The organism is Carboxylicivirga sp., assembly GCF_982718395.1.
The window spans coordinates 1-23,100 of record NZ_CEXQWX010000099.1; the positions used below are offsets into that span (position 1 = coordinate 1).

The following is a 23,100-nucleotide window of genomic DNA, read 5'->3' on the forward strand; positions in this document are numbered from 1 at the left end:
TAGAAAATGAAACTTCTAAAGGTGAACCTTTTAAGAAATATAACTATGTGAAAACCCTCACTGGACTGAAAATGGTTCATATTAAGGGCAATTTTTGGGAAGGAACAGGTGATTACCTTTACAGCTTAAATGATGGAAGAATCATTTCATTATCTGGGGAACCATTATTCTCGCCAGATAGGAACCACTTTCTAACCTTGAGCTTTGATTATTATGATGAAGTTGGCTATTTAAGCCTATATAGAGTAAAAGGTGAATCGGTCGAAATCATATTCGAGAAAAGCATTCCATATTTTGAAATTCAAAAATTAAAATGGAGTTCTAATTCAACAATTGTATTCTATCGCAGCTTTAGACCTCAAGAGAATTGTACTTACGGGTATGTTGAAATGGAAGTATTAAAATAACCACCACTAATAAAATTGGATACTGAGCTGTCAGCATGTCCCAGCGAGACGTCCCGTTTAAACCGCATCCATTCCACTCAAAATCAAATTTACTCTTTACTATAATTGGTAAACAAATCGTGTACATATTACCCTCAATTTTGTGAACTATCGAAAAGTTACTAGTTTCGAAAGGAAAAATAAGAAGCGACGGTTTGATATTTCCTTTAAATAAAGTAATAAGGAGTGTTTTAGCTTTATACTTAATTGCCCAAACAACATTGTTGGCCAATGGTATTAAAGTTAAAGAGGTAACCTATGCACAAGGACTTACTGAAAATACAATTGGGTGTATTGCTCAGGATTCCCTGGGATATATCTGGATAGGTACTCGTGAAGGTTTGAATCGTTACGATGGATATTCCTGCCGCAATTATTATCCATCACCGGGAAAAGGAAACCTGCGTAATGGTCATATTCAAAATGTTTTTGTTGACAGTAACTCCAAAATATGGGTAAAAAATGGAGCTGGTATTGATTGTTATCTGCCAGATAATGATGGTTTCGAACCCTTATCAATAACTTTTGGCGATAGGCAAATTACCAATGTAAATGATGTTATTGAGTCGGGTGGTTTGAAATGGCTGGCAACCAATAATTATGGATTGCTGGGTTTAAAACCTTGTCAAAAAGAGGTTGATATTAGCTTTGATGATCGTGGTTCATCTCATCTATTTTGCAAAAAAGATGATGAACATTTTTGGGTGTATGGCAATCAGGGAATACAACTATTCAATTCGCGAAAGCGCCAATTTGTAGAAGATATAAAGGTACCATCCGTTGCAGTTAGGAGCTGGACACAATACAAAGATCTCCTGTGGATAGGTGATTATAATGGTGTGTGGGTATATGACGGAAAGGAATTATTGCGTTTAAAGGATTTTGCCCAAGGCCTTGGAAGTGATTTTAATGAGGACATTGATATTGTGGTGACTTCCATGGTTGTTTCAGATGATAAACTGTGGATATCCACCGATGGAAAAGGCATCTATACAGTGGAGTTCAATAACAAACTGTCGATTAAAAACATTAATTCACAATCATCATCCCAGTCCATTTCAACTGATGCTATTCGTTGTCTGTATGCCGACAGGGATCATAACGTCTGGATAGGCACAGTACACAATGGGGTGAATGTAGTACCGCACTGGCAAAAAAGGTTTTACAACCTCAAATACACCAATGAGACCCCAGATGCACCTCATGGTAATTTCTCCAATTTTCTGGAGGATAAGAATAACCAGCTTTGGGCGGCTTCATTCGATGGACTATGCCGTATCAACCAGCATAATATGACAGTTGAAGAGTATGTTGCCAAAGGTACCGTTATCAATGCCATCACAATTGACTGGAACGGAGATATCTTTTTGGCCAGTTATAATAAAGGATTACTGAAGTATAGTCCTTCCAGTGGTGTATTGAGTGATGTGCCTTTACCCGGCAATAATTTCTTTGAAGGCATTAGTGTCAATGCGCTTTTAACAGATCATTCAGGTAATATATGGATAGGTTCGCAGGCATTATATCTATACGACCAAGAGCAAAAGGAAATAAAAAAGGTGGCAGAAGGAAATATTGCAAGTGTAATTTGCCTGATGCAGGATCGAAATCATGATATATGGGTTGGTACCGTTTATGGATTGTATCACATTGATGCAGATACAAAACATGTTAATCAATATGCAGCCCATAAAGATAAGCCCTTCAAATTATCATCAAGCTGGATCAATACCTTGTACGAAGATCAGGCCGACAATATTTGGGTAGGTACCAATGGTGGCGGTTTAAACCGAATTAGCCCGGATAACCACGAGATTAAAATTATTCAGGACGAATCCTTGTCAAGTCAGGTGGTTCATGGAATAACCCAGGATAAAAACGGTCATATCTGGTTTACAACCAACAGTGGACTGGTTGCTATGAATGTGGAGAATGGAAACCTGGAAGTGTTTGATTATGCCGATGGTTTAATCAATAATCAATACATTGACGACTCCATGTTTCTCTCTTATTCAGGTAAAATGCTGTGTGGAGGAGAAAAAGGCATTGACTATTTTTATCCGGAGCAGATTAAAACAAATCCGAACGCTCCCAATGTGATTCTAAATGGTGCTTTTCTGGAAGAGGTGAGGGATAACAATACCGTGACTACAAAAATAAAGGAGCGGATGCACATCAATAACGATACTTTGGTAATTGATTATAATCAGTCATCTTTTGGTTTTAGTTTTACCGGTATTGATTATGCCAATCCGGAGAAGATTCAATATGCCTGCCGACTCGAAGGTTTTAATACCGATTGGCTTAACCTTAAGAATCGACGTACAGTCAACTACGGTCATGTGCCACCGGGCATTTATACCTTTATGGTACGTGCTGCCAATAGTGATGAGGTTTGGAGCGATCCTTCCAAGGTAACCATCATTGTTAAGCCCCCTTTTACACAGACAATTTATGCTTATGTCTTGTATCTGAGTATTATTTTAATCATTCTGTATGTAATCTACCGTTATTCCTTAGAGCGCAAATTGCTTAAAAACCGCTTGGATTATGAGCATAAAGAGCGGGAACGCATTGAGGAGTTAAATCAGCTTAAGTTGAGGTTGTTTACACATATATCGCATGAGTTCAGAACACCTTTATCTTTAATTATTGCACCGGTTCAGGAATTGTTGAGCCGATATGCCAAACGGGGAGCACAATCAAAAGAGTTGGAAACCATTCATTCAAATGCCAATAAACTGAAAGTGTTGGTTAACCAGGTGCTTGAACTGCGAAAAATAGAGTCAGGAGCCATTCAGCTTAAAAGGACCCATCTGGATTTGGTAAGCCTTATTAAAAGTAGTTGTGAATCATTTCAACATTGGGCCAGGCAAAAGAATATCACATTATCATTCGAATCTGCTCAGGACAAATTGATCATGAATCTGGATCAAAGTTTGATTGAAAAGGTGATTTATAACCTGCTATCAAACGCCATAAAATTTACACAAGAAGGGGCTGTTAAAGTGCATTTAAAGGTAGAAGGTCAGCGCTGTCTGGTTACTGTTTCCGACTCAGGTGTTGGCATCAGTAAAGATGATCAGCAGCAGCTTTTTGATCTATTTTACCGGGCTGAGGATTCAGAATTCAAAGCTGAAGGTAGTGGAGTAGGTCTGGCTTTAACCAAAGAAGTTGTTGAATTACACCAGGGACAACTATCAGTTGAGAGTGAATTGGGCAAAGGCAGCTGTTTCACTTTTAGTTTACCTTACGAAGAATTAAGTTCGCACCAAGATGTGGATATAGAGGAACATGTAATCGACAACCTGCCTGAAGCGGAAAAAGACCTTACAAAGGTATTATTGGTTGAAGATAATGCAGAGTTGAGGGCCTTTCTAAAAAGCAGGCTTGAGCAACATTATCTGCTGATTGAATCGGAGAATGGACGCGAAGCTCTTGAAAAAGCATATGAGGAACAACCGCAAATCATTTTAAGTGATGTGATGATGCCCGAGATGGATGGCTGGGAGCTTTGCCGGCAGATTAAGTCAGACATTAAAATTTCGCACATTCCAATTATCTTACTGACAGCCTTGGGTGAATCCGAACATATCGTAAAAGGATTGGACATTGGAGCTGATGCCTATATATCGAAACCTTTTAATTTAGAACATGTTGAAAGCCTGATTCGGAACCTTTTAAAGAATCGCGAATTACTGGCATCAAGCTATAAACAAGGCGGTACCGAAAAAATCGATACCAGCCAATTAAGTGGATTGGATCAGCAATTACTGGATGATGCGCATAAGCTGGTAGTTGAAAACATTAATCAACCCGATTTTTCTGTTCAGATGCTAAGCGATCACCTAAATATGAGTCGGGTTAATCTGCACACCAAATTAAAAGCACTGTGTAATCTTACGCCAAGTGATTTTATCATGCAAATAAGACTGCAGGAGGCCTGTAAGCTATTAAAAACCAAAAATTATCCCATCAGTGAAATAGCAGATCTAACGGGTTTTAGTACAGCCTCACATTTTTCGAGGAGTTTCAAAAAGCAATTTGGTGGCAGTCCATCTGACTATTTAAAGGGGAAAATCGCCATATAAGGATCGCATCTTTATTTGCAAGCTGTAATAAAAGATACGATCCGTATCATCTTACTCAGGCGACGAGTGTTAACCTGTTTTAAGTTTAAACAGGAGACTATTCAGCTATAGTTGCTTAATCATTATGACTGTTTATCTGATACGTTACTATCTCTATTTCCCACTCACATTACCAGCAGAACAGAATTGTTTACATCTATGACACTTCGTTGGTGTTAATACAATTAAAATTGTAGGTATTGATTAATGTCAATCAAGTGTTGAAACTAATCATAGTTTCAGCTTTTGATTGACTTGATAAGCGAAAATCAACAGTACAATTGTAATATAATATGAGACGAATCTATTTCTTAGCAACAATTTTAATGGGAGTTGTATTGTCAGCTTGCGATAATGTTCAACCACCAGCTCAGGTTCAACCAGTGCCAACAGAGGCTCAAATTCAATGGAATGAAATGGAGCGAAATGCTTTTATCCATTTTGGCTTAAATACTTTTAACGATATGGAGTGGGGGTATGGAGACTCTCCTGCATCTACTTTTGACCCAAAAGAACTGGATGCTGAGCAATGGTGTAAAGTCATCAAAGATGCCGGAATGAAAGGAGTGGTATTGACCTGTAAGCATCACGATGGTTTTTGTCTATGGCCATTTGAAGGAACAGAATACTCCGTAAAAAATTCACCATGGCGCGGTGGTAAAGGTGATTTGGTGCGTGAAGTGTCTGATGCCTGTAAAAAATATGGTTTGAAGTTTGGTGTGTATCTGTCTCCATGGGATCGAAACACGGCGCTGTATGGATCACCAGAATACATCACATATTTCCGTGAGCAATTAACCGATTTGTTAACCAATTACGGTGAGGTGTTTGAAGTATGGTTCGATGGTGCCAATGGAGGAACCGGCTATTATGGAGGTGCTGATGAGAAACGTTCGGTGGATCGCAAAACATACTACGATTGGCCAACAACCATTGAATTAGTTCGCAAGTTACAGCCCAATGCACTAATATTTAGTGACGCCGGACCTGATATCAGATGGTGTGGAAACGAAAGTGGTGTAGGTGGCAGAACTAACTGGTCAACATTACGACGCGATGAAGCATGGCCAGGTTGGCCTCGCTACAAAGAGCTTAATCCTGGTCACGAGGATGGCGATTACTGGGTGCCTGCTGAGATCAATACCTCTATACGTCCTGGTTGGTTCTATCATAAATCAGAAGATCATAAAGTAAAAGACTTACCAAGATTAATGGATTATTTCTATGAATCAGTTGGACGAAATGGTACAGCTTTATTAAACTTCCCTGTTGATGAACGTGGATTGATTCATGAAATTGACGCAGCTAATGTTATCGAATGGCAGAAAACCATTGAAGCTGATCTGGCTGATAATTTAATGAAAAGGGCCAATGCGATTAAAGTTTCAAATACACGTGGTAATTCAAGAAAGTTTGGAGCTGATAAGGTTAATGATGGTGATAAAGATACCTATTGGGCTACTGATGACGCTGTAAAAAAAGCCAGCATTGAAATGGAGTTTGAAAAACCAATCACCTTCAACCGGTTTTTGGTACAAGAATATATTGCATTAGGTCAGCGGGTTAAAGCATTTACGCTTGAGGTGAAAACAGATGACAAATGGGAACGGATAGCAGAGGAAACAACGATTGGTTATAAGCGTATTCTGCGTTTGCCAACAACAACTGCTGAAGCAATCCGATTTACTGTAAATGATGCTAAAGCATGCCCAACCATTTCAAACATCGAATTGTATAATGCACCGCAACTGATAACAAGTCCAACCGTTCGTCGTGATAAGAATGGTGTTGTAAGCATTCATTCCGCAAACAAAGAGCTTGATATCTATTACACAACTGATGGAACCGAACCGACTGCTCAATCCTCAAAATATTTAGCACCTTTCGAGGTAAAGGGGAAAGTGTCGCTCAAAGTGATTGCATTGGATCCAACAAGCGATCGCAGGAGTTCAATTGTATCAGCCGATTTTGATATTGACAGAACCAAGTGGAAAGTAATAAATACTAAAGATAAGCGCAGCCGTGCCGTACTGGATGGCAAGCCAGGCTCTGAGTGGATTCAAAATGCTAAGAAAATGCCTATTGACTTAGTGGTTGATTTAGGTGAAACATTATCAGTAAATGGATTCCAATATTTACCAGGTCAGAGTCGCTGGACAAAGGGAATAATCTTTAAATATGAATTTTATACCTCAATGAACGGCAGAAGCTGGACTAAACAGCAATCAGGTGAATTCTCAAATATTAAGAATCATCCTGTTTGGCAGAAGAAAACATTCGAACCTGCTAAGGCGCGGTATGTTAAGTTAAGAGCGATTAGTAATATTAGTAATGATGTAGCAGCCGGGTATGCCGAGTTTGATATTTTAACCAAATAATTAGCTATGAAGATATTTAAAGCAGGCACCATCTCAATGCTTCTTGTGTTGTTATCAATTAATGCAGTAGCACAATTAAGCGGTGGAGGCGATTTAAATCCAGACTTGAAGGCACCCAAAGAAGCTCAGGAAAAATGGATGGATCTGCGAGTAGGCTTAAGTGTTCACTGGGGGCCATCCTCTTTAGGTGGCGAGGAAATTAGCTGGTCAAGAAGCCGGCAAATTCCTAAAGAGACATACGATAATTATTACAAGGAGTTTGCACCAGTCAAATTCGATGCTGATGAGTGGGCGCGGTTAATGAAGCGTTGGGGCATCAAATATATGGCTCCAACAGCCAAGCACCACGACGGTTTTTGTTTGTGGTATTCAGATTACTCAGACTATGACATGGCCAACGCAAAACATCAGGTTGATATTATGGCAGAACTGGCAAAAGCCTGTAAAAAGCATAATATCATGTTAGGAGCTTATTATTCAAATCTGGATTGGTACCATCCCGATTGGGCGCCATATAACTTTGGCGGACCCGGGCCTTTATTTGAAAAGAAAGAGGATAGTCCGAACCTGGAGCGGTATTTCAAGTTTTTTGAAAACCAATGTATTGAGCTGATAAATAAGTATGATTTAGAATTCATTCAGTTTGATGGTGAATGGGATTCGACCTATACACACGAAGTCGGATCACGCTTATATCGTCGATTCCACGAAGTTAAACCAGATATACTATTGAATTCCCGCATTGATATTGGTCGCCGTAGTGTTGGGCGCCATAATTATTTATATATGGATGGATTGAAATATTGCGGTGATTTTCAGGACAGGGAGCGCTTAGTAAAACATGGTAATAATGTTATTGCCTGGTTGGATCATCCATGGCAGGCATGGGTAACAATTGATAAGGATCAATGGTCATACAACCCTAAACCGAAGTTAATGAGTTCTGATGAGTTGATCCGTGATATGGTCAATGTTGTAGGTAATAACGGGAATTATATGATTAATCTCGGACCTCGCCCGGATGGCAGTTTCGAAGCTGAACAAATTGCCTTGATGGACGAACTTGGGCTATGGTTAAAAGAACATGGTGAAGTGATTTACGGAACACGCGGAGGCCCTTTTTATCCATTTAAGCAAGGTGTTAGTACCCGTAAAGGAAAAAAGGCATGGATCATGATTACCGATCCGGACGCAAAAGAAATTTACTTACCTAAGCTGGAACAGGAAATAGTATCAGCAAAAATATTCAAAACGAAAACTGATGTATCATTCTCAACGAAAGACGATCTGTTAGTCTTCTCCTTAAGTGGTATTAATTATCCGGGACCCGTAAAGGTAATCGAGCTGAAATTTAAAGAAACAGTTCAAATGTCACCTACCAAAAAAGTTGTCAGTGATTATGAAATACAGGGAGCAGCTAAAATCTCAAAAGGTCTGAAATATGAGCTAAGCTCGCGGGATGATAAGTTATCTGATAAATCGGAGGAAAAACTTTTGTTTGGTGATATGGCAATTAAGGATTATGCTTTTATTACCAACAAAGAAGTTCGTCCATTCATAAAAATTGATTTAGGAGCAGTTAAAGAGGTGCATGGCGTGCAAATTCATAATCGAAAATTACATGCTCATCACAACGCGAAAAACCTTACTGTTTGGATATCGAATGATGGACAAAAGTGGGATAAATATTGGTCCGCCAAATCGATACAAGAAGAATGGGATATCCCGTTTATGACCAATAGTATGGGAGCAACCATTTCAGGTAAAAAGTTCAGATACCTTAAGATTGGCATTGATAGTAAAAAGCCAACAGTACTGCACTTAAACCAGATTGAAATATTTGGCAAATAGATTAAATAGTCTGTTGTTGTGTATTATATTACCGCAGATAATTTTAAGAAAGTACTAAACCGATGTTATTAATAATCCAGGAATGAAAAATATTAAACAATTAGCATTAATCGTCCTATTAATTTGGGCATTAAAGGGTGACTTGTGGGCCGAATCTAAGAAGCAAGATCAAACAAAACCCAATATTGTATTATTTCTTGTTGATGATATGGGGTGGCAGGATACATCAGTACCTTTCTGGGAAAAGGAAACGCACTTTAATAAGCGATACAATACGCCAAGCATGGAGCGTCTGGCCGATGAAGGTATGAAATTTACCCAGGCCTATGCCTGTGCAGTTTGTTCTCCAACACGAGTTAGTTTGATGACCGGGATGAATGCAGCCCGGCATCGGGTGACCAACTGGACACTTCGTAAAGACAAAATGATGGTAAATCCTCCAAAGGGTTTAAAGATGCCACAGTGGAATATGAATGGGATAGGGGTTAACAAAGAACTAAATAACGCTGTTTATACGCCCCAGCCGTTACCTAAAGTATTACAGGAAAATGGTTATACGACCATTCATTGTGGTAAGGCTCATTTTGGAGCGATTGGTACGAAAGCTGAAGATCCTGTGAATATTGGCTTTACAGTTAATATTGCAGGTCATGCAGCAGGAGGGCCGGCAACATATTATGGATTAGAGAATTTTGCAAAGAAGAAACCATCTGTTTGGGATATTCCCGGGCTGGAGGAGTATCATGGAAAAGATATATTCCTGACCGAAGCTTTGACCAGGGAGGCGATTAAGGCGGTAGATAAATCTGTTAAAGCCGAAAAACCATTCTTTTTATATATGGCACATTATGCCGTTCATGCACCAATAATGGGCGATAAACGTTTTGAACAAAAGTATCTGGATGCAGGTTTGGAACCCGTTGAAGCCAAGTATGCATCTTTGGTAGAAGGAATGGATAAGAGCCTGGGCGATATAATGGACTATATCGATGAACAAGGCTTGGGTGATAATACCATTATAATTTTCATGTCTGATAATGGCGGCTTAAGTGCTCATGCACGCGGGGGTAAGCCACATACTCACAACTGGCCTTTATCAAGTGGTAAAGGATCAATTCACGAAGGAGGAATTCGTGAGCCTATGATTGTGAAATGGCCCGGAACTGTTAAAGCCAAAACTGCGTGTGATGACTATCTTATTATTGAAGATTTTTATCCGACCATTTTAGAGATGACTGATGTAAAACCTTTAAAAGGAGAATGTCAGTACATTGATGGTATAAGTTTTACAAAACAGTTAAAGGGTAAAAAGGGAAGCAAGAAACCACGTTCATTATTCTGGCATTATCCAAATAACTGGGGGCCACACGGGCCCGGTATTGATACCTACAGTGCAATTCGCAAGGGTGATTGGAAGCTTATTTACTACTATACCGATTCTGGTTTTGAACTGTTTAATATCGAAAATGACATAGGAGAAAAGGAAAACTTATTGCTCAAAGAACAAGAGCTGGCCAAGGAACTGGCAGAAGAATTAAGCGATTATTTGAGGGAAGTAAAAGCCCAAAGGCCAACGAGTACTGAAACAAATAAGCTTGTTCCATATCCCGATGAGAGCTTGAATAATCCGAAAGAACATCAGTATAACTACTAAATAAGTAGTTTCCTGGAAGTTCATCAGAAATTGATACCAAAAGCGGATGGAAGTTTTATTAAGCCGGACAGAATGGAACGGCCATTTGTATACCGGGAAAATAATGTGCCAAAAACGCTATGTCTGGCGGTAAAGAAAGAAGATGAATCATACATGGTATTTGTACCAATAAAACTATAACATGAAATATTTTGTGGTAATAGCTGCAATATTGATGTTTACATACAATGCTTTAGCAGTTTCTAAAAATAAAAAACATCCTAATATTGTTATCATTTATGCTGATGATATGGGGTATGGCGATGTATCCTATCAGAATAAGGAAGCTAAATTGCAAACGCCTAATATTGATAAATTGGCAAATGAAGGAATGGCATTTACCGATGCTCATAGTTCATCAGGTATTTGTTCTCCATCACGTTTTGCACTTCTAACCGGGCAGTATCATTGGAGGCGTATGCACGACATTGTGTGGGCATTTGGACCTTCGGTATTTAAGAAAGATGAGTTTACGATTCCACGCATGTTAAAAGAGAAAGGATATTCAACAGCGTGTGTAGGTAAATGGCATTTAGGTTGGGATTGGGAATTTAGCTCAGAACCTGAGCAATTGAAATATGGTCGTACTTGTTCACCAGAACAGTTGGTTACTGATCAGGCTATTAAAGATGGACCTTTGGCTCAAGGTTTTGATTATTATTTTGGGGATGGAACCATTAATTTCCCACCTTATGCCTTCGTTGAAAATGATCGCTTTGTTGAAGCACCAACTGTTGATTTAGATTTAAGCGGGAAAGATGTTCCTGAAGGACATTGGGAATTCAGACCGGGTCCAATGGTAAAAGACTGGAATCCATATGACGTGCTTCCTGCCTTAACAAAGAAAGCAGAGGAATATATCGGTAAACAAAGTAAGGGGCAACCGTTCTTTTTGTATTTTGCCTTGCCGTGTCCGCATGCACCAATTATTCCAAATAAAGAGTTTGTTGGTAAATCAAATGCAGGTGCCTATGGTGACTTCGTAGTTCAAACAGATGACGTAGTTGGTCGCGTTGTTAAGGCACTTGAAAAAGCCGGATTAGAAGAAAATACCTTAATAATCTTCTCGTCAGATAACGGACCGGAACTATATGCCTATGATCGGGTACGCAATTTTAACCACAGAAGTATGGGGGAGTTAAGAGGTCTGAAGCGCGATACATGGGAAGGTGGACACCGGGTACCTTTTGTAGTTAAATGGCCGGGAAAAATAAAACCTGCAACGAAATGCAATCAGGTGATTAGTCAAATCGATATAGCTTCCACCATATCTGCCATTGTAGGATATGAGTTAAGCGATCAGGAGGCAGTTGATAGTTATAACCTGATGCCTCTGTTAAAAGGAAGGAAGCTAAAAACTACTTTCCGCGAAGCAACGGTACAGAATACATGGCCGGATCGTTATGCTATACGTGTTGGCGATTGGGTGCTGATTGATTCTTATTCAGGCGAACACACCAAAATGCCCAAATGGTATAGTGAGAAAGCAAAATATGAAACATATCAAAAGACAAATCCGGGCCTGTTATACAATCTCAAAGAGGATCCCTCACAACACAATAATTTATTTGAGAAATATCCAGAAAGAGTGAAGAAAATGAGGGAGTTATTGAAGAAATACAAAGAATCTGAAATGACCAGGAGATAATGTGTTCGCTTAGTTTGGAGATAAGCATATTGGTTGAGCGAATTAAAAGAAAGGAATCATAATGGAAAACACTTGTATTTAAAGGCTTTTCGTTTGATGCTAAATAAATAATCTGACTAATTAAAGATTTCATGAAAAAATATATAATTATACTAACATTCGGGATTTTATCTTTTACACTTAAAGCTCAGGATAACACCAAAAAAGATTGGGATGTTAAAATAGAGAAGGATAATGCCAGTGAGCTGTGGAAGGCCATTGATGCACGGCCCATACCAGAATGGTACTCCGATGCTAAGTTTGGAATTTTTATTCACTGGGGGCCCTATGCAGTGCCATCCTGGTCGCCAGCCGGTACTTATACCGAATGGTACCAGAAATGGCTTCAAAGCGGTCGCATCTTTGGTAATAACAATCCGGATCATAAAGCAATACCTGAGTTCCAAAAGCAAACGTATGGTGATGAATCCAGTTATTATGATTTCGGTAAAATGTTTAAGGCGGAGTTGTATGACCCGGAAGAGTGGGCGGACTTGTTTAAAAAAGCAGGTGCAAAGTATGTGGTACTAACATCAAAACATCATGATGGGTTTACTCTGTGGCCCAATAAACAAGCACAGAATGCAAGACATTTTAAATGGAATGCGGGTGATATAGGCCCAAAGCGTGACTTGGTGGGACCATATATGGATGCTATGCGAGGTGCCGGTTTGAAAGCAGGTTTGTATTATAGCCTTTACGAATGGTATCACCCATGGTATAATGCAGCAGGTGAGAAGTTTGTGAAAGATCATTATCATCCCCAGTTTAAGGATTTGGTTAATAAATATGCACCGGATATGTTATTTGCCGATGGTGAGTGGGAAAGACGCGATGATTATTGGAAGAGTGGAGAATTGTTAACATGGTTATTCAATGAATCACCTTGTAAAGATTATGTACTAATTAACGACCGTTGGTTTAAAGGCTGTCGTCACAAGCATGGTGGTTATCGTACCACTGAATACGAGGTAGAAGGTATGGAAGGTGATCGTCCTTGGGAAGAAAACCGGGGCATGGGCTTCTCATTTGGATACAACCGGGACGAAAACATAGAAGATTATACATCTCCTAAAGCTTTGGTTTTAATGTTGTGCGATTTGGTTAGTATGGGAGGTAACCTATTGCTGAATGTTGGACCTTCTGCTGATGGTAAAATTCCTGTTATTATGCAGGAGCGTTTGCTGCAGATCGGTTCGTGGCTCGATGTAAATGGAGAAGCCATTTATGGAACACGCAAGTGGGCAAGGCACTGCCAGTGGTCAAAGGGAGATACTCACTACAATCCTAAAGAGGGAAAGTCGTATGTTGGTGGTAACTATATACTTCAACAAACGGTTGATCCATTGCCGGGTAAAGCGGTTAAAGAAGCTTTTTTTACCTCTAAAGGCGAGACTGTATATGCTATTCTACCTAAATGGCCGGGTAAAAAGATGCTTATAAAAGACATAACAACTGCACCGGGAGCAAAAGTGAGCATTCTGGGTTTAAAAGGGAATTTATCTTACAAAAAGAAAGGAAATGGAATAGAGGTTCAAATGCCTGATTATGATCCTAACTGGGATCTGCCTGATTATGCTTATGTGATTAAAATATCAAAGGTGAAATAAGTAATTCTACTTAGCATGAAATATTCTTCAATATCAAGGATTTGTCTTACAGCATTTATGGTGTTATATGTGTTAATGCCAGTTAAATCGCAGGATAACAATAAAACTCACGAGGCTACATGCAAATGATCTGTCATGTGATTATGCCTGGGTATTCAAATTAAACTTATAAAAACGATGAGTCGAATACTTATACTTATTGCAATAATAATGAGCACATATGGATGTGTTCAAAACCAACCCGAAAGGGATAAAAAAGTAAGTCAACCCAATATTCTGTTAATCTTTTCAGATGATCACCAGGCATCAGCAATTAACGCATTGGGTAATCCGTATATAAAAACTCCTAATATTGATAAATTGGTTCATGAAGGAACTTCGATGATTGAAACTTTCACCGAAACTCCAACGTGTGCACCAAGCCGGGCTGCCCTGTTAACTGGTTGCGGATCATTGACCCATGGAACATTCTACCCTAGTTATACACAAGGAGCCAATAAAAGCTTAAAGCGCTGGCCGCAGGTGATGAAGGAAGCTGGTTATAATACGTTCTGGACCGGTAAATTTAATGCCCATGGAAAACCTAAGGAATGGGGTATCGAGAATACATCTCTGATTTTTCAGCAAGGCATGGGAGATCATAACATGACCATCAAAGAAAACGGTAAAGAAACAAAAGGTTTTAGCTCTGAGATTTTTGCTGATGCTATGATCGATTTCCTAAATGAGCCTCATGATAAACCATTTTTTGCTACAGTAGCTTTTACGGCTCCGCATGACCCACGAACTCCTCCTGGTAAGTATGCCAACATGTATAAACCAAATGAAGTGCCTTTACCTGCTAACTTCATGTCGCAATATAATTTTGTAGATGGATACGATGAAATCAGGGATGAAGTGCTTCTTCTTTATCCAAGAAAGGTGGATGACGTTAGAAAAGAGATAGCTGATTATTATGGTATGGTAAGTCATATGGATGAGCAGATTGGACGAATTCTGGATGCAATAAAACAAAATCAACTGGAAGAGAATACTATAGTTATCTACACCTCCGACAATGGCTTAGCTATTGGTCACCATGGACTATTGGGTAAATTCAGTTTTTATGATCATAGTTTAAAAGTACCACTTGTAATGAAAGGGCCAGGCATACGTAACAACTATAAATCTGATGTTCGTGTTTATTTACACGACTTGTTCCCGACTATATGTGCCATGACAGGTATAGATATTCCTTCAACTGTAGAGTCGAAAAGTTTTGTGTCAGCCTTAAATGGAGATAATACAATTATTCATAAATACATGTTTGGATCTTTATCTAATCTGAAGAGAAGTGTTTCTACCAAAGATTTTAAATTAATCAGACACTATCGCTCCAATTGGCATGGACAAATAAAAGGCACCGACGAATACCTGTTTATAGATATTAAGAACGATCCACTGGAAATCATTAATGAAATTAATAATCCGGAATATGCAGAGAGCATTGCTGAATTAAAAGAAGTACTAAAGAAAAGGCAGATAGAGAAAGGTGATTTTTTGTCAGCTGATTAATTGAAAATTGTAATCTATGAAAAAAACACTCACAGGATACGCTTTATTTTTGTTGCTCATCGTTAATACATCATTTGCGAACATTCATATCATACCAAAACCATCTTACCTGAAAGAAGGATATGGTAAGTTTACTTTTAATGAATCAACATTTATTTCAGCATCCAAAGAATTTAAAGATGAAGCCCAGATACTGGCAGATATGTTTAAAACATCATCTGGTTATACACTTGCATTCTCAAAGAAAGCAAAGTCGGCTAATGTAATTTTTAAATATAATCCAGATCTGATTGATGAAATAGGTAGCGAGGGATATAAACTAAATATTTCAGAGAACAGGATTATTATTGAGGCAGCAGATGCAGCCGGAGCTTTTTATGCTGTTCAGTCCATTAAACAAATGTTACCTGTTGAAGTGGCTGGTTATTATCCTGTGCCGGATATTGTGATGTCAGTGCCTTGTGTTGAGATAAAAGATTCTCCTCGTTTTAAATGGCGGGGTTACATGTTGGATTGCTTGCGGTTTTTTCCGTCGGTAGATCGTATCAAAAAGCATTTGGACATTATGGCATTGTATAAGCTGAACACCTTTCAATGGCATTTAACCGATTATCAGGGGTGGCGCATGCAAGTGATGAAATATCCTGATTTAACAAAAATTGGATCTCACAGGGAACAAACGATTATTCGCCAAAGAGGTAAGGTTGATTATGAGGATAAAACACCGGATAATGGTTTCTATACACAAGAACAAATAAAAGAGATTGTAGCCTATGCAGCAGAACGTCATATAACGATTGTTCCTGAAATTGATGTGCCTGCTCATTCCATTGCAGCCATTGCAGCCTATCCTGAGTTATCATGTACAGGCGAACCGGCTAAAGTGAGAGAGTTAAAAGTTGGCGGCATGTCAAATGTATTTTGTCCGGGTAAAGAATTTACGTTTAAATTTATTGAAGATGTCCTTTTAGAAGTGTTTGAACTGTTTCCTTCACAGATTGTACACATAGGTGGTGATGAGGTAAATAAAGATGGCTGGAAACAATGTGAGCATTGTAGTAAACGAATGAAGGAAGAACACCTGGAAGACTATGACCAGCTTCAGAGTTATTTTATTAAACGAGTAGAGAAATTAGCCAATCAACGAGGTAAGACAATTATAGGTTGGGATGAGATTTTAGACGGTGGATTAGCGCCAAATGCCATGGTAATGAGCTGGCGTGGTGAAAAAGGAGGAATCAAAGCTGCCAGGATGAAGCATAAAGTAGTGATGACTCCAAATCAGGATTTGTATCTTGACTATGTACAAGCAAAGGAACGAGACAATGAACCATACGTAGCATTTGGTAATGTATTGCCTCTTGAACGTGTTTATAAATACGATCCTGTTCCAGATCAGTTGAGTGAAGATGAGAAACAATATATAGTAGGGGCACAGGCCAACATGTGGTCAAATTACATTAATTCACCAGCGCATTTTGAGTATATGACGTATCCGCGTTTATGTGCATTGGCTGAATTGACCTGGACAAACAAAGAGGACAAAGATTATTCAGAGTTTAAGAGTAAATTAGAGAAACATTATCAGCGTTTTCATGAGATGCATGTTGCCTATCGTCGGCATGATAAGTAATTAGTAATTAACGGTTAGTAGCTGTTGATTTTAGTTGAAAAACAAAACAATTTAATATTCAATAACATGAACAGGATAAGCAAACAGTTTTTAATGGCAGTTATCTGCCTATTAACTGTTAGTAATGTATTCAGTAAAAAGAATAATGGAAGTAAACCAAATGTCATTATCATCTTTGCCGATGATTTAGGATACGGTGACTTAAGTTGTTATGGAAACCCAACCATCCATACACCAAATCTGGATCAGATGGCTTACGAAGGAGCCAAACTCACCCAGTTTTATGTTGGCTCACCGGTTTGTACGCCTTCACGAGCTGCCTTGTTAACAGGCTGCTATCCAAAAAGAGTTGGTTTGCATAAAGGGGTTTTATATCCACATTCAGAAACAGGACTCAACCCGGATGAAGCAACTATTGCTGAGTTATTAAAAGAAGAAAGCTATAAAACGGCATGCATTGGGAAATGGCATTTGGGGCATCATCCTCAATTTATGCCGCTTAACCAGGGATTTGATGTGTTTTATGGTTTTCCATATAGTAACGATATGAGTCGTAAGGAGCAGTTGATTATGAATCAGAGGAGCAAATATCCTTACCACTTGCCATGGTTATCACAAAAAGATACCTTACATGTGGACCCTGATCAATCGGTTGTTACAAGAGAATTAACGAATAAATCTTTGGCTTTCATCAAAGAGAATCAGGACAATAATTTCTTTTTGTATCTCGCTTATCCCATGCCGCATATTCCACTATATGCATCCAGGAAATTTAGGGGAACGTCTCCAAGAGGTTTGTATGGAGATGTTATATCCGAATTAGACTGGGGCGTAGGACAAGTTCTTGATCAATTAAGAGAACTTAACCTGGACGAAAATACATTAGTGGTATTTACCTCTGATAACGGACCCTGGAAAGTGTATAAAACAGAAGGAGGCTCATCAGGACCATTAAGAGGAGCAAAAGGAACAACGTGGGAAGGCGGTGTCCGTGAACCGGCTATTTTCTGGTGGCCGGGACAGATTGATGAACGACAACAAATTACTGACGTGGTGACAGCAATGGATTTGTTACCAACCATTGCCAGCATATGTGGCGCCAATTTACCTGTTAATACCATTGATGGCAGAGATATTTCCAATTTACTTATTGGAACAGGTAATATAGCTGATATGCCATTTGTTTATTATACAAAGCAAGGAAAACTGGCAGGTGTAAGAGTGGGACAGTATAAATTGATTTCGGATGGCAAAGAGTTTTTCCTCTATAATGTAGAAGAAGACATATCAGAAAAGTATGATTTAAAAAGCAAAGAGCCCGGACGTTTTGACCGGCTTATGCAATTAATGAACAGATTGGATACAAAAATTACTGAGGGCATAAGGCCTGTTGGCACCATATAAACCATAAAGCTATGAGAAAACTGTTACTTATTTGTACTCTCGTATTAATATATACGGGTACTGAAGCTAAAATCTGGACACCATCCGTTATTGCAGATAATATGGTGTTGCAACAAAACGATACAGTGACCCTTTGGGGATGGACTACTAAAACCAACGAAGAGATAACCGTAACAGGCGATTGGAACAATGTACCTGTAAAAACAAAGGCATTTCGTGGGAAATGGAAAGTGAATTTACCTACAACAAAAGCTGGAGGACCATACAAAGTAAAAATTAAGGGGCATAAAGAATTGCTTCTGTCAAATGTGATGTTGGGTGAGGTATGGCTCGCTTCAGGTCAATCTAATATGCAGTGGAGTTCTGTGCATGGTTTTGATAATGCCAAAGAGGAGGTGAGCTTAGCTGATTATCCAAATATTCGCTTGTTTAATGTACCTCAGGTACAGTCGGCTACCAGGCAGTTTGATGTACCTGCTGAATGGGAAGAGTGTGCACCCGAGTCGGTTAAAGAATTTAGTGCTGTGGCTTACTTTTTTGCTCGCCATCTGCATAAAAATCTGGATGTGCCCATTGGTATAATAAACTCCAGTTGGGGAGGTACCAATGCCGAGGTCTGGGTCGAAGAAAAAGTGGTTAATGAAGATCCGGAATTGAAGCAGGCGTTAACATGTCACACACCAAACGACTGGAAAAGCTATGAACCTGCTTATATGTTTAATTCGATGATAGCACCTTTAATCCCTTTTACCATAGCAGGAACAATATGGTACCAAGGGGAATCAAATCGAAATTCAGCTTCAACTTATACCAAGTTATTTACTAGTCTGATTGATAATTGGCGGGATAACTGGGGTTATAACTTTCCTTTTTATTATGTACAAATAGCTCCATTTAAATACAAAGAAAAGGATGCCGGAGTATTATTAAGAGAAGCACAACTAAAAGCCATAAAACATGATAACGTGGGCATGGTGGTTGTTAGCGACATAGGTAATATCAATGATATTCACCCGGGGAACAAGCAAGATGTGGGAAAGCGTTTGGGTAACTGGGCATTGGTAAAAACATATAATCATTCAGGTATTGCCTATAGTGGACCACTTTATAAACAAATGGAAACTAAGAAGAATAAGGCCATCATTTCATTCGATTATGCAGAATCAGGCTTGATGATGAAAGGTAAAAAATTAACGCATTTTGAGATTGCTGGCGCCGATCAACAATTTGTAAAAGCGAAAGCTAAAATCTCTGGCAATAAAGTTATCGTTAGCAGCAAGCAAGTAAAGCAACCTGTTGCCGTACGCTTTGCCTGGGATAATATTGCTGAACCTAATTTATTTAATAAGGAAGGACTTCCTGCCTCTGCTTTCCGAACAGATGATTGGGAAATTAAAATTACTGATCAATAGTGCCTTAATTTTATTTGCTTACTTCCTTTTATCAAGAAAAGTAAAGTAAATCGGGTTTGGGCGGACAGCCCAATCTATTTTGGACAACATTGATTGCTAACGAATTATACATATGAAACAGTCTATGAAGAAAATCTTATTCTTATTTGTTCTGGTTAGTTTAACCGTAGTTGCATGTCAGAAAAAAGTTGATATCTATATATCAACCAACGGAGATGATGCTGCTATTGGCAATAGCGCTAATCCGGTAAAAACACTTGAAAAAGCCTGTGAACTAGCCTCTGCAGAAGCTGGTGAAAGCGCCGTGACTATTTATGTCAACGATGGTGTTTACTATTTACCACAAACATTAAAACTATCGGCCCAAAACTCAGGAACCGATAATGCACCTTTTCAGATTAAAGCCCTTAATGAAGGAAAAGCTGTGTTAAGTGGAGGACAGTTATTAGATCTTAAGTGGGAACCGTACAAAGATGGTATCTATATGGCGTCTGTCCAGGAGAATGTTAACATTGATCAGTTATATGTCAATGGAACACGTCAGCGAATGGCACGATTCCCGAATGCCGTAGAAGGTAAAAACGTATTCGACGCCTGGGATTTAATCCATACAAGAGAACCTGACGAGGCAAATGATCCATTGACTAAAGAACGAATTGCCAGCTGGAACAATCCTAAAGGAGCCTATGTTCATGCGATGCACCTGGCATTATGGGGCGATATGCACTGGGTGGTGAAAGGTAAAAAAGAAGACGGCTCACTTGATTTGGAAGGAGGATGGCAGAACAATCGTCCATCGCCTATGCATCCACGTTACCGTATGGTAGAGAATGTTTTTGAGGAACTGGATGTTCCTGGTGAGTGGTTCTATAATAAAGCAGGTAAAACATTGTATTACTACCCCAATGAGGGTGAGAACATAAAAGATGCACAAATCGAAATTGTCCGCTTAAAACACTTGGTTGAGTTAAACGGAAGCAAAGAAGCACCCATAAGATTTATCAACTTCGATGGTTTTGTATTTCGCCATGCTGCCCGCAGTTTTATGGAGAACAAAGAGCAATTACTGCGCAGTGACTGGACAACTTATCGTGGCGGTGCTGTGGTTTTTAATGGTGCCGAAGATTGTAGCATTACCAATTGCGAGTTTGATCAGGTTGGTGGTAACAGCATCTTTGTTAATAACTATAACCGTCGAATTACCGTGAAGAGTTGTTATATCCATCATTCAGGCGCGAATGGAGTGGCCTTTGTTGGTGATCCAGAAATGGTACGTAGCCCGCTGTTTCGCTATGGACGTCAGGACTTTAAAAACATGGATCGAACAAAAGGACCTAAAGGCGATAATTACCCTTCAGACTGTTTGGTTGAGGACTGTTTGATCACCATGACCGGTCGTGATGAGAAACAAACGTCGCCGGTTCAGATCTCCATGTCACATAAAATCAGGGTGAACCACTGCTCTATTTATGATGTGCCAAGGGCAGGTATCAATATCAGTGAAGGAACTTTTGGAGGTCATATCATCGAAAATAGTGATATATTCAACACTGTATTGGAAACAGGTGATCATGGTAGCTTTAACTCATGGGGACGCGATCGTTTCTGGACACCAGACATTCGTAAAACCGATAAAGAGGTGAAGAAAGTGCCAGACTTGCCTAAATACGATATGCTGGAGAAGAATATTATCCGTAATAGCCGGTGGCGATGCGACCATGGTTGGGATATTGATTTAGACGATGGATCAACCTGGTATGAAATCTACAACAATGTACTATTGAATGGTGGCCTGAAAATGCGCGAAGGTTACTTCCGTACCGCAACCAATAATGTGATAATTAATAATAGTCTGCATCCGCATGTTTGGTATCCTGAAAGTGGCGATATTTTTAAGCACAACATTGTGTTTGGCGCTTACCGTCCGGCAGCAATGAACAGGGCATTAAAAGTGGATGATAAGTGGGGAGATGTTTTGGATTATAACCTGTTTGCCACCCATGAGAACGATTGCTTAAAGTTTGCTCAGAACGAATGCGATGCGAATTCGATTGTCGGTGATCCACTTTTTGTCGATGCAGCGTCTATGAATTACCAGGTAAAAGAAGGTTCCCCGGCCTTTGACATCAGTTTTAAAAACTTCCCGATGGATCAGTTTGGTGTTGTATCACCCAAACTGCGTAAGCTGGCAAAAACACCTGAAGTACCTAATATTGTCGATGCTAATAAGTCCTCAACAGGTCAGGTTCATGAGTTAAAAGGCGCTAAATTGAAGAATATTGAAACATTGGGTGAGCAGTCGGCAGCTGGTCTTTCTTCCATTGCAGGTATTGCCTTGCTCGAAGTGCTAGAGCAATCAGTATGGGCCGATTACGGTTTCCAAACCGGTGATGTTATTCTTAAGTGTGGAGGTCACGATATGAATAACTTTAATCAATTAATGCACGAGCTGAAAATACATAAAGGCGAGGAACTTGAAATAACGGTGATGCACAACCAAAAGCATAAAAAGTTAAAGTTTAAGTATTGATTACCGATTACTCGGGGTGCGACTATAACCAACTTGCTAATAGTCGCGCTCCGAGTCAGTATAATAGCATCATAATACCTCACCTCAGTCCTCTCCTGTGAGGAGTGGAAGAGTAAAAACAATACGGTAAAGTGAAATGTGTTTAAAAATGCTGCTTTTGGAACGTCTCCTTCGCCTTGAGGAGGATTTATTCCGCCAGAGCGGAAAGGTTGGGATGAGGTGTTTAAGTCACATGAATAGAAACCAGAAATGAACTATATCAAGCAAAAACTACTCATTACATTATTGCTCTTCTGTGCAGGAAATCTTTATGCACAAACAAAAGCAATTGATATAATCCTAATGGGTGGGCAATCCAATGCAACCGGGCAGGGCTATTTAAAGAATATCCCAAAGGATTTTAAACCCGGCGAATCAGTATTGTTCTATTATTCTCAGTGGTTGCAAGGGCAGGGAGAGGCCGAGACATGGATTCCACTTTCCAATGCATCCGGTACAAAGGATAAGTTTGGAGCCGAGTTAAGTCTTGGCACAGAATACAAACGTTTATTTCCTGATCGCCCGCTGGCCATAATCAAGCATGCATTATCGGGTTCAAATCTCTACAGTCAATGGAATCCGGGAGATAACAATGATGATAGTCATCAGCAGGGAGAAGAGTACAAGAAGTTTGTTCAAACCGTTGAAAATGGATTAAAACAACTGCGTGAAATGGGTTATCAGCCAAACATTAAGGCCATGACCTGGCAACAAGGAGAAGCCGATGCACGTG

The 23,100-nt window shown here is 39.4% G+C and carries 13 protein-coding genes; all 13 read left to right on the plus strand.

From position 1 onward, the window contains the following. On the plus strand, positions 1-407 hold a 407-nt coding region (locus tag AC4MRQ_RS16690; protein WP_491198839.1), incomplete at its 5' end, for a hypothetical protein. A gap of 194 nt (positions 408-601) precedes the next feature. Further along, positions 602-4,537 (plus strand): hybrid sensor histidine kinase/response regulator transcription factor, encoded by a 3,936-nt coding sequence (locus AC4MRQ_RS16695; protein WP_491198840.1) that lies wholly within the window; start codon positions 602-604, stop codon positions 4,535-4,537. Positions 4,538-4,869: 332 nt separating this feature from the next. Beyond that, on the plus strand, positions 4,870-6,954 hold the full coding sequence (locus AC4MRQ_RS16700) for an alpha-L-fucosidase (protein ID WP_491198841.1): 2,085 nt from the start codon (positions 4,870-4,872) through the stop codon (positions 6,952-6,954). Positions 6,955-6,960: 6 nt separating this feature from the next. Next, the gene (locus tag AC4MRQ_RS16705) at positions 6,961-8,805 is read left to right on the plus strand and encodes an alpha-L-fucosidase (protein ID WP_491198842.1); all 1,845 of its coding nucleotides are present in this window, start codon (positions 6,961-6,963) and stop codon (positions 8,803-8,805) included. A gap of 82 nt (positions 8,806-8,887) precedes the next feature. Beyond that, on the plus strand, positions 8,888-10,459 hold the full coding sequence (locus AC4MRQ_RS16710; protein WP_491198843.1) for a sulfatase: 1,572 nt from the start codon (positions 8,888-8,890) through the stop codon (positions 10,457-10,459). A gap of 181 nt (positions 10,460-10,640) precedes the next feature. Further along, complete coding sequence (locus AC4MRQ_RS16715; protein ID WP_491198844.1) at positions 10,641-12,146, plus strand: sulfatase family protein; 1,506 nt, start codon at positions 10,641-10,643, stop codon at positions 12,144-12,146. Positions 12,147-12,277: 131 nt separating this feature from the next. Beyond that, entirely contained in the window at positions 12,278-13,795 is a 1,518-nt protein-coding gene (locus AC4MRQ_RS16720) for an alpha-L-fucosidase (protein ID WP_491198845.1), read from the plus strand. Between the two features lie 177 nt (positions 13,796-13,972). Further along, the gene (locus tag AC4MRQ_RS16725) at positions 13,973-15,349 is read left to right on the plus strand and encodes a sulfatase-like hydrolase/transferase (protein ID WP_491198846.1); all 1,377 of its coding nucleotides are present in this window, start codon (positions 13,973-13,975) and stop codon (positions 15,347-15,349) included. A 16-nt stretch (positions 15,350-15,365) separates the two neighbouring features. After that, the gene (locus AC4MRQ_RS16730; protein WP_491198847.1) at positions 15,366-16,982 is read left to right on the plus strand and encodes a beta-N-acetylhexosaminidase; all 1,617 of its coding nucleotides are present in this window, start codon (positions 15,366-15,368) and stop codon (positions 16,980-16,982) included. Between the two features lie 66 nt (positions 16,983-17,048). After that, complete coding sequence (locus AC4MRQ_RS16735; RefSeq protein ID WP_491198848.1) at positions 17,049-18,386, plus strand: sulfatase family protein; 1,338 nt, start codon at positions 17,049-17,051, stop codon at positions 18,384-18,386. Between the two features lie 11 nt (positions 18,387-18,397). Then, the gene (locus tag AC4MRQ_RS16740; RefSeq protein WP_491198849.1) at positions 18,398-19,798 is read left to right on the plus strand and encodes a sialate O-acetylesterase; all 1,401 of its coding nucleotides are present in this window, start codon (positions 18,398-18,400) and stop codon (positions 19,796-19,798) included. A gap of 124 nt (positions 19,799-19,922) precedes the next feature. Continuing rightward, positions 19,923-22,328 (plus strand): right-handed parallel beta-helix repeat-containing protein, encoded by a 2,406-nt coding sequence (locus tag AC4MRQ_RS16745; protein WP_491198850.1) that lies wholly within the window; start codon positions 19,923-19,925, stop codon positions 22,326-22,328. A gap of 249 nt (positions 22,329-22,577) precedes the next feature. Then, a partial coding sequence (locus tag AC4MRQ_RS16750; protein ID WP_491198851.1) for a sialate O-acetylesterase occupies positions 22,578-23,100 on the plus strand: 523 nt, incomplete at its 3' end.

Excerpts from the sequence above, each read along its gene's own strand:
- AC4MRQ_RS16715 (WP_491198844.1), top strand. The coding sequence starts at position 10,641 with ATGAAATATTTTGTGGTAATAGCTGCAATATTGATGTTTACATACAAT.
- AC4MRQ_RS16720 (WP_491198845.1), top strand. The coding sequence starts at position 12,278 with ATGAAAAAATATATAATTATACTAACATTCGGGATTTTATCTTTTACA.
- AC4MRQ_RS16730 (WP_491198847.1), top strand. The coding sequence starts at position 15,366 with ATGAAAAAAACACTCACAGGATACGCTTTATTTTTGTTGCTCATCGTT.
- AC4MRQ_RS16740 (WP_491198849.1), top strand. The coding sequence starts at position 18,398 with ATGAGAAAACTGTTACTTATTTGTACTCTCGTATTAATATATACGGGT.
- AC4MRQ_RS16725 (WP_491198846.1), top strand. The coding sequence starts at position 13,973 with ATGAGTCGAATACTTATACTTATTGCAATAATAATGAGCACATATGGA.
- AC4MRQ_RS16745 (WP_491198850.1), top strand. The coding sequence starts at position 19,923 with ATGAAGAAAATCTTATTCTTATTTGTTCTGGTTAGTTTAACCGTAGTT.
- AC4MRQ_RS16710 (WP_491198843.1), top strand. The coding sequence starts at position 8,888 with ATGAAAAATATTAAACAATTAGCATTAATCGTCCTATTAATTTGGGCA.
- AC4MRQ_RS16735 (WP_491198848.1), top strand. The coding sequence starts at position 17,049 with ATGAACAGGATAAGCAAACAGTTTTTAATGGCAGTTATCTGCCTATTA.
- AC4MRQ_RS16705 (WP_491198842.1), top strand. The coding sequence starts at position 6,961 with ATGAAGATATTTAAAGCAGGCACCATCTCAATGCTTCTTGTGTTGTTA.
- AC4MRQ_RS16700 (WP_491198841.1), top strand. The coding sequence starts at position 4,870 with ATGAGACGAATCTATTTCTTAGCAACAATTTTAATGGGAGTTGTATTG.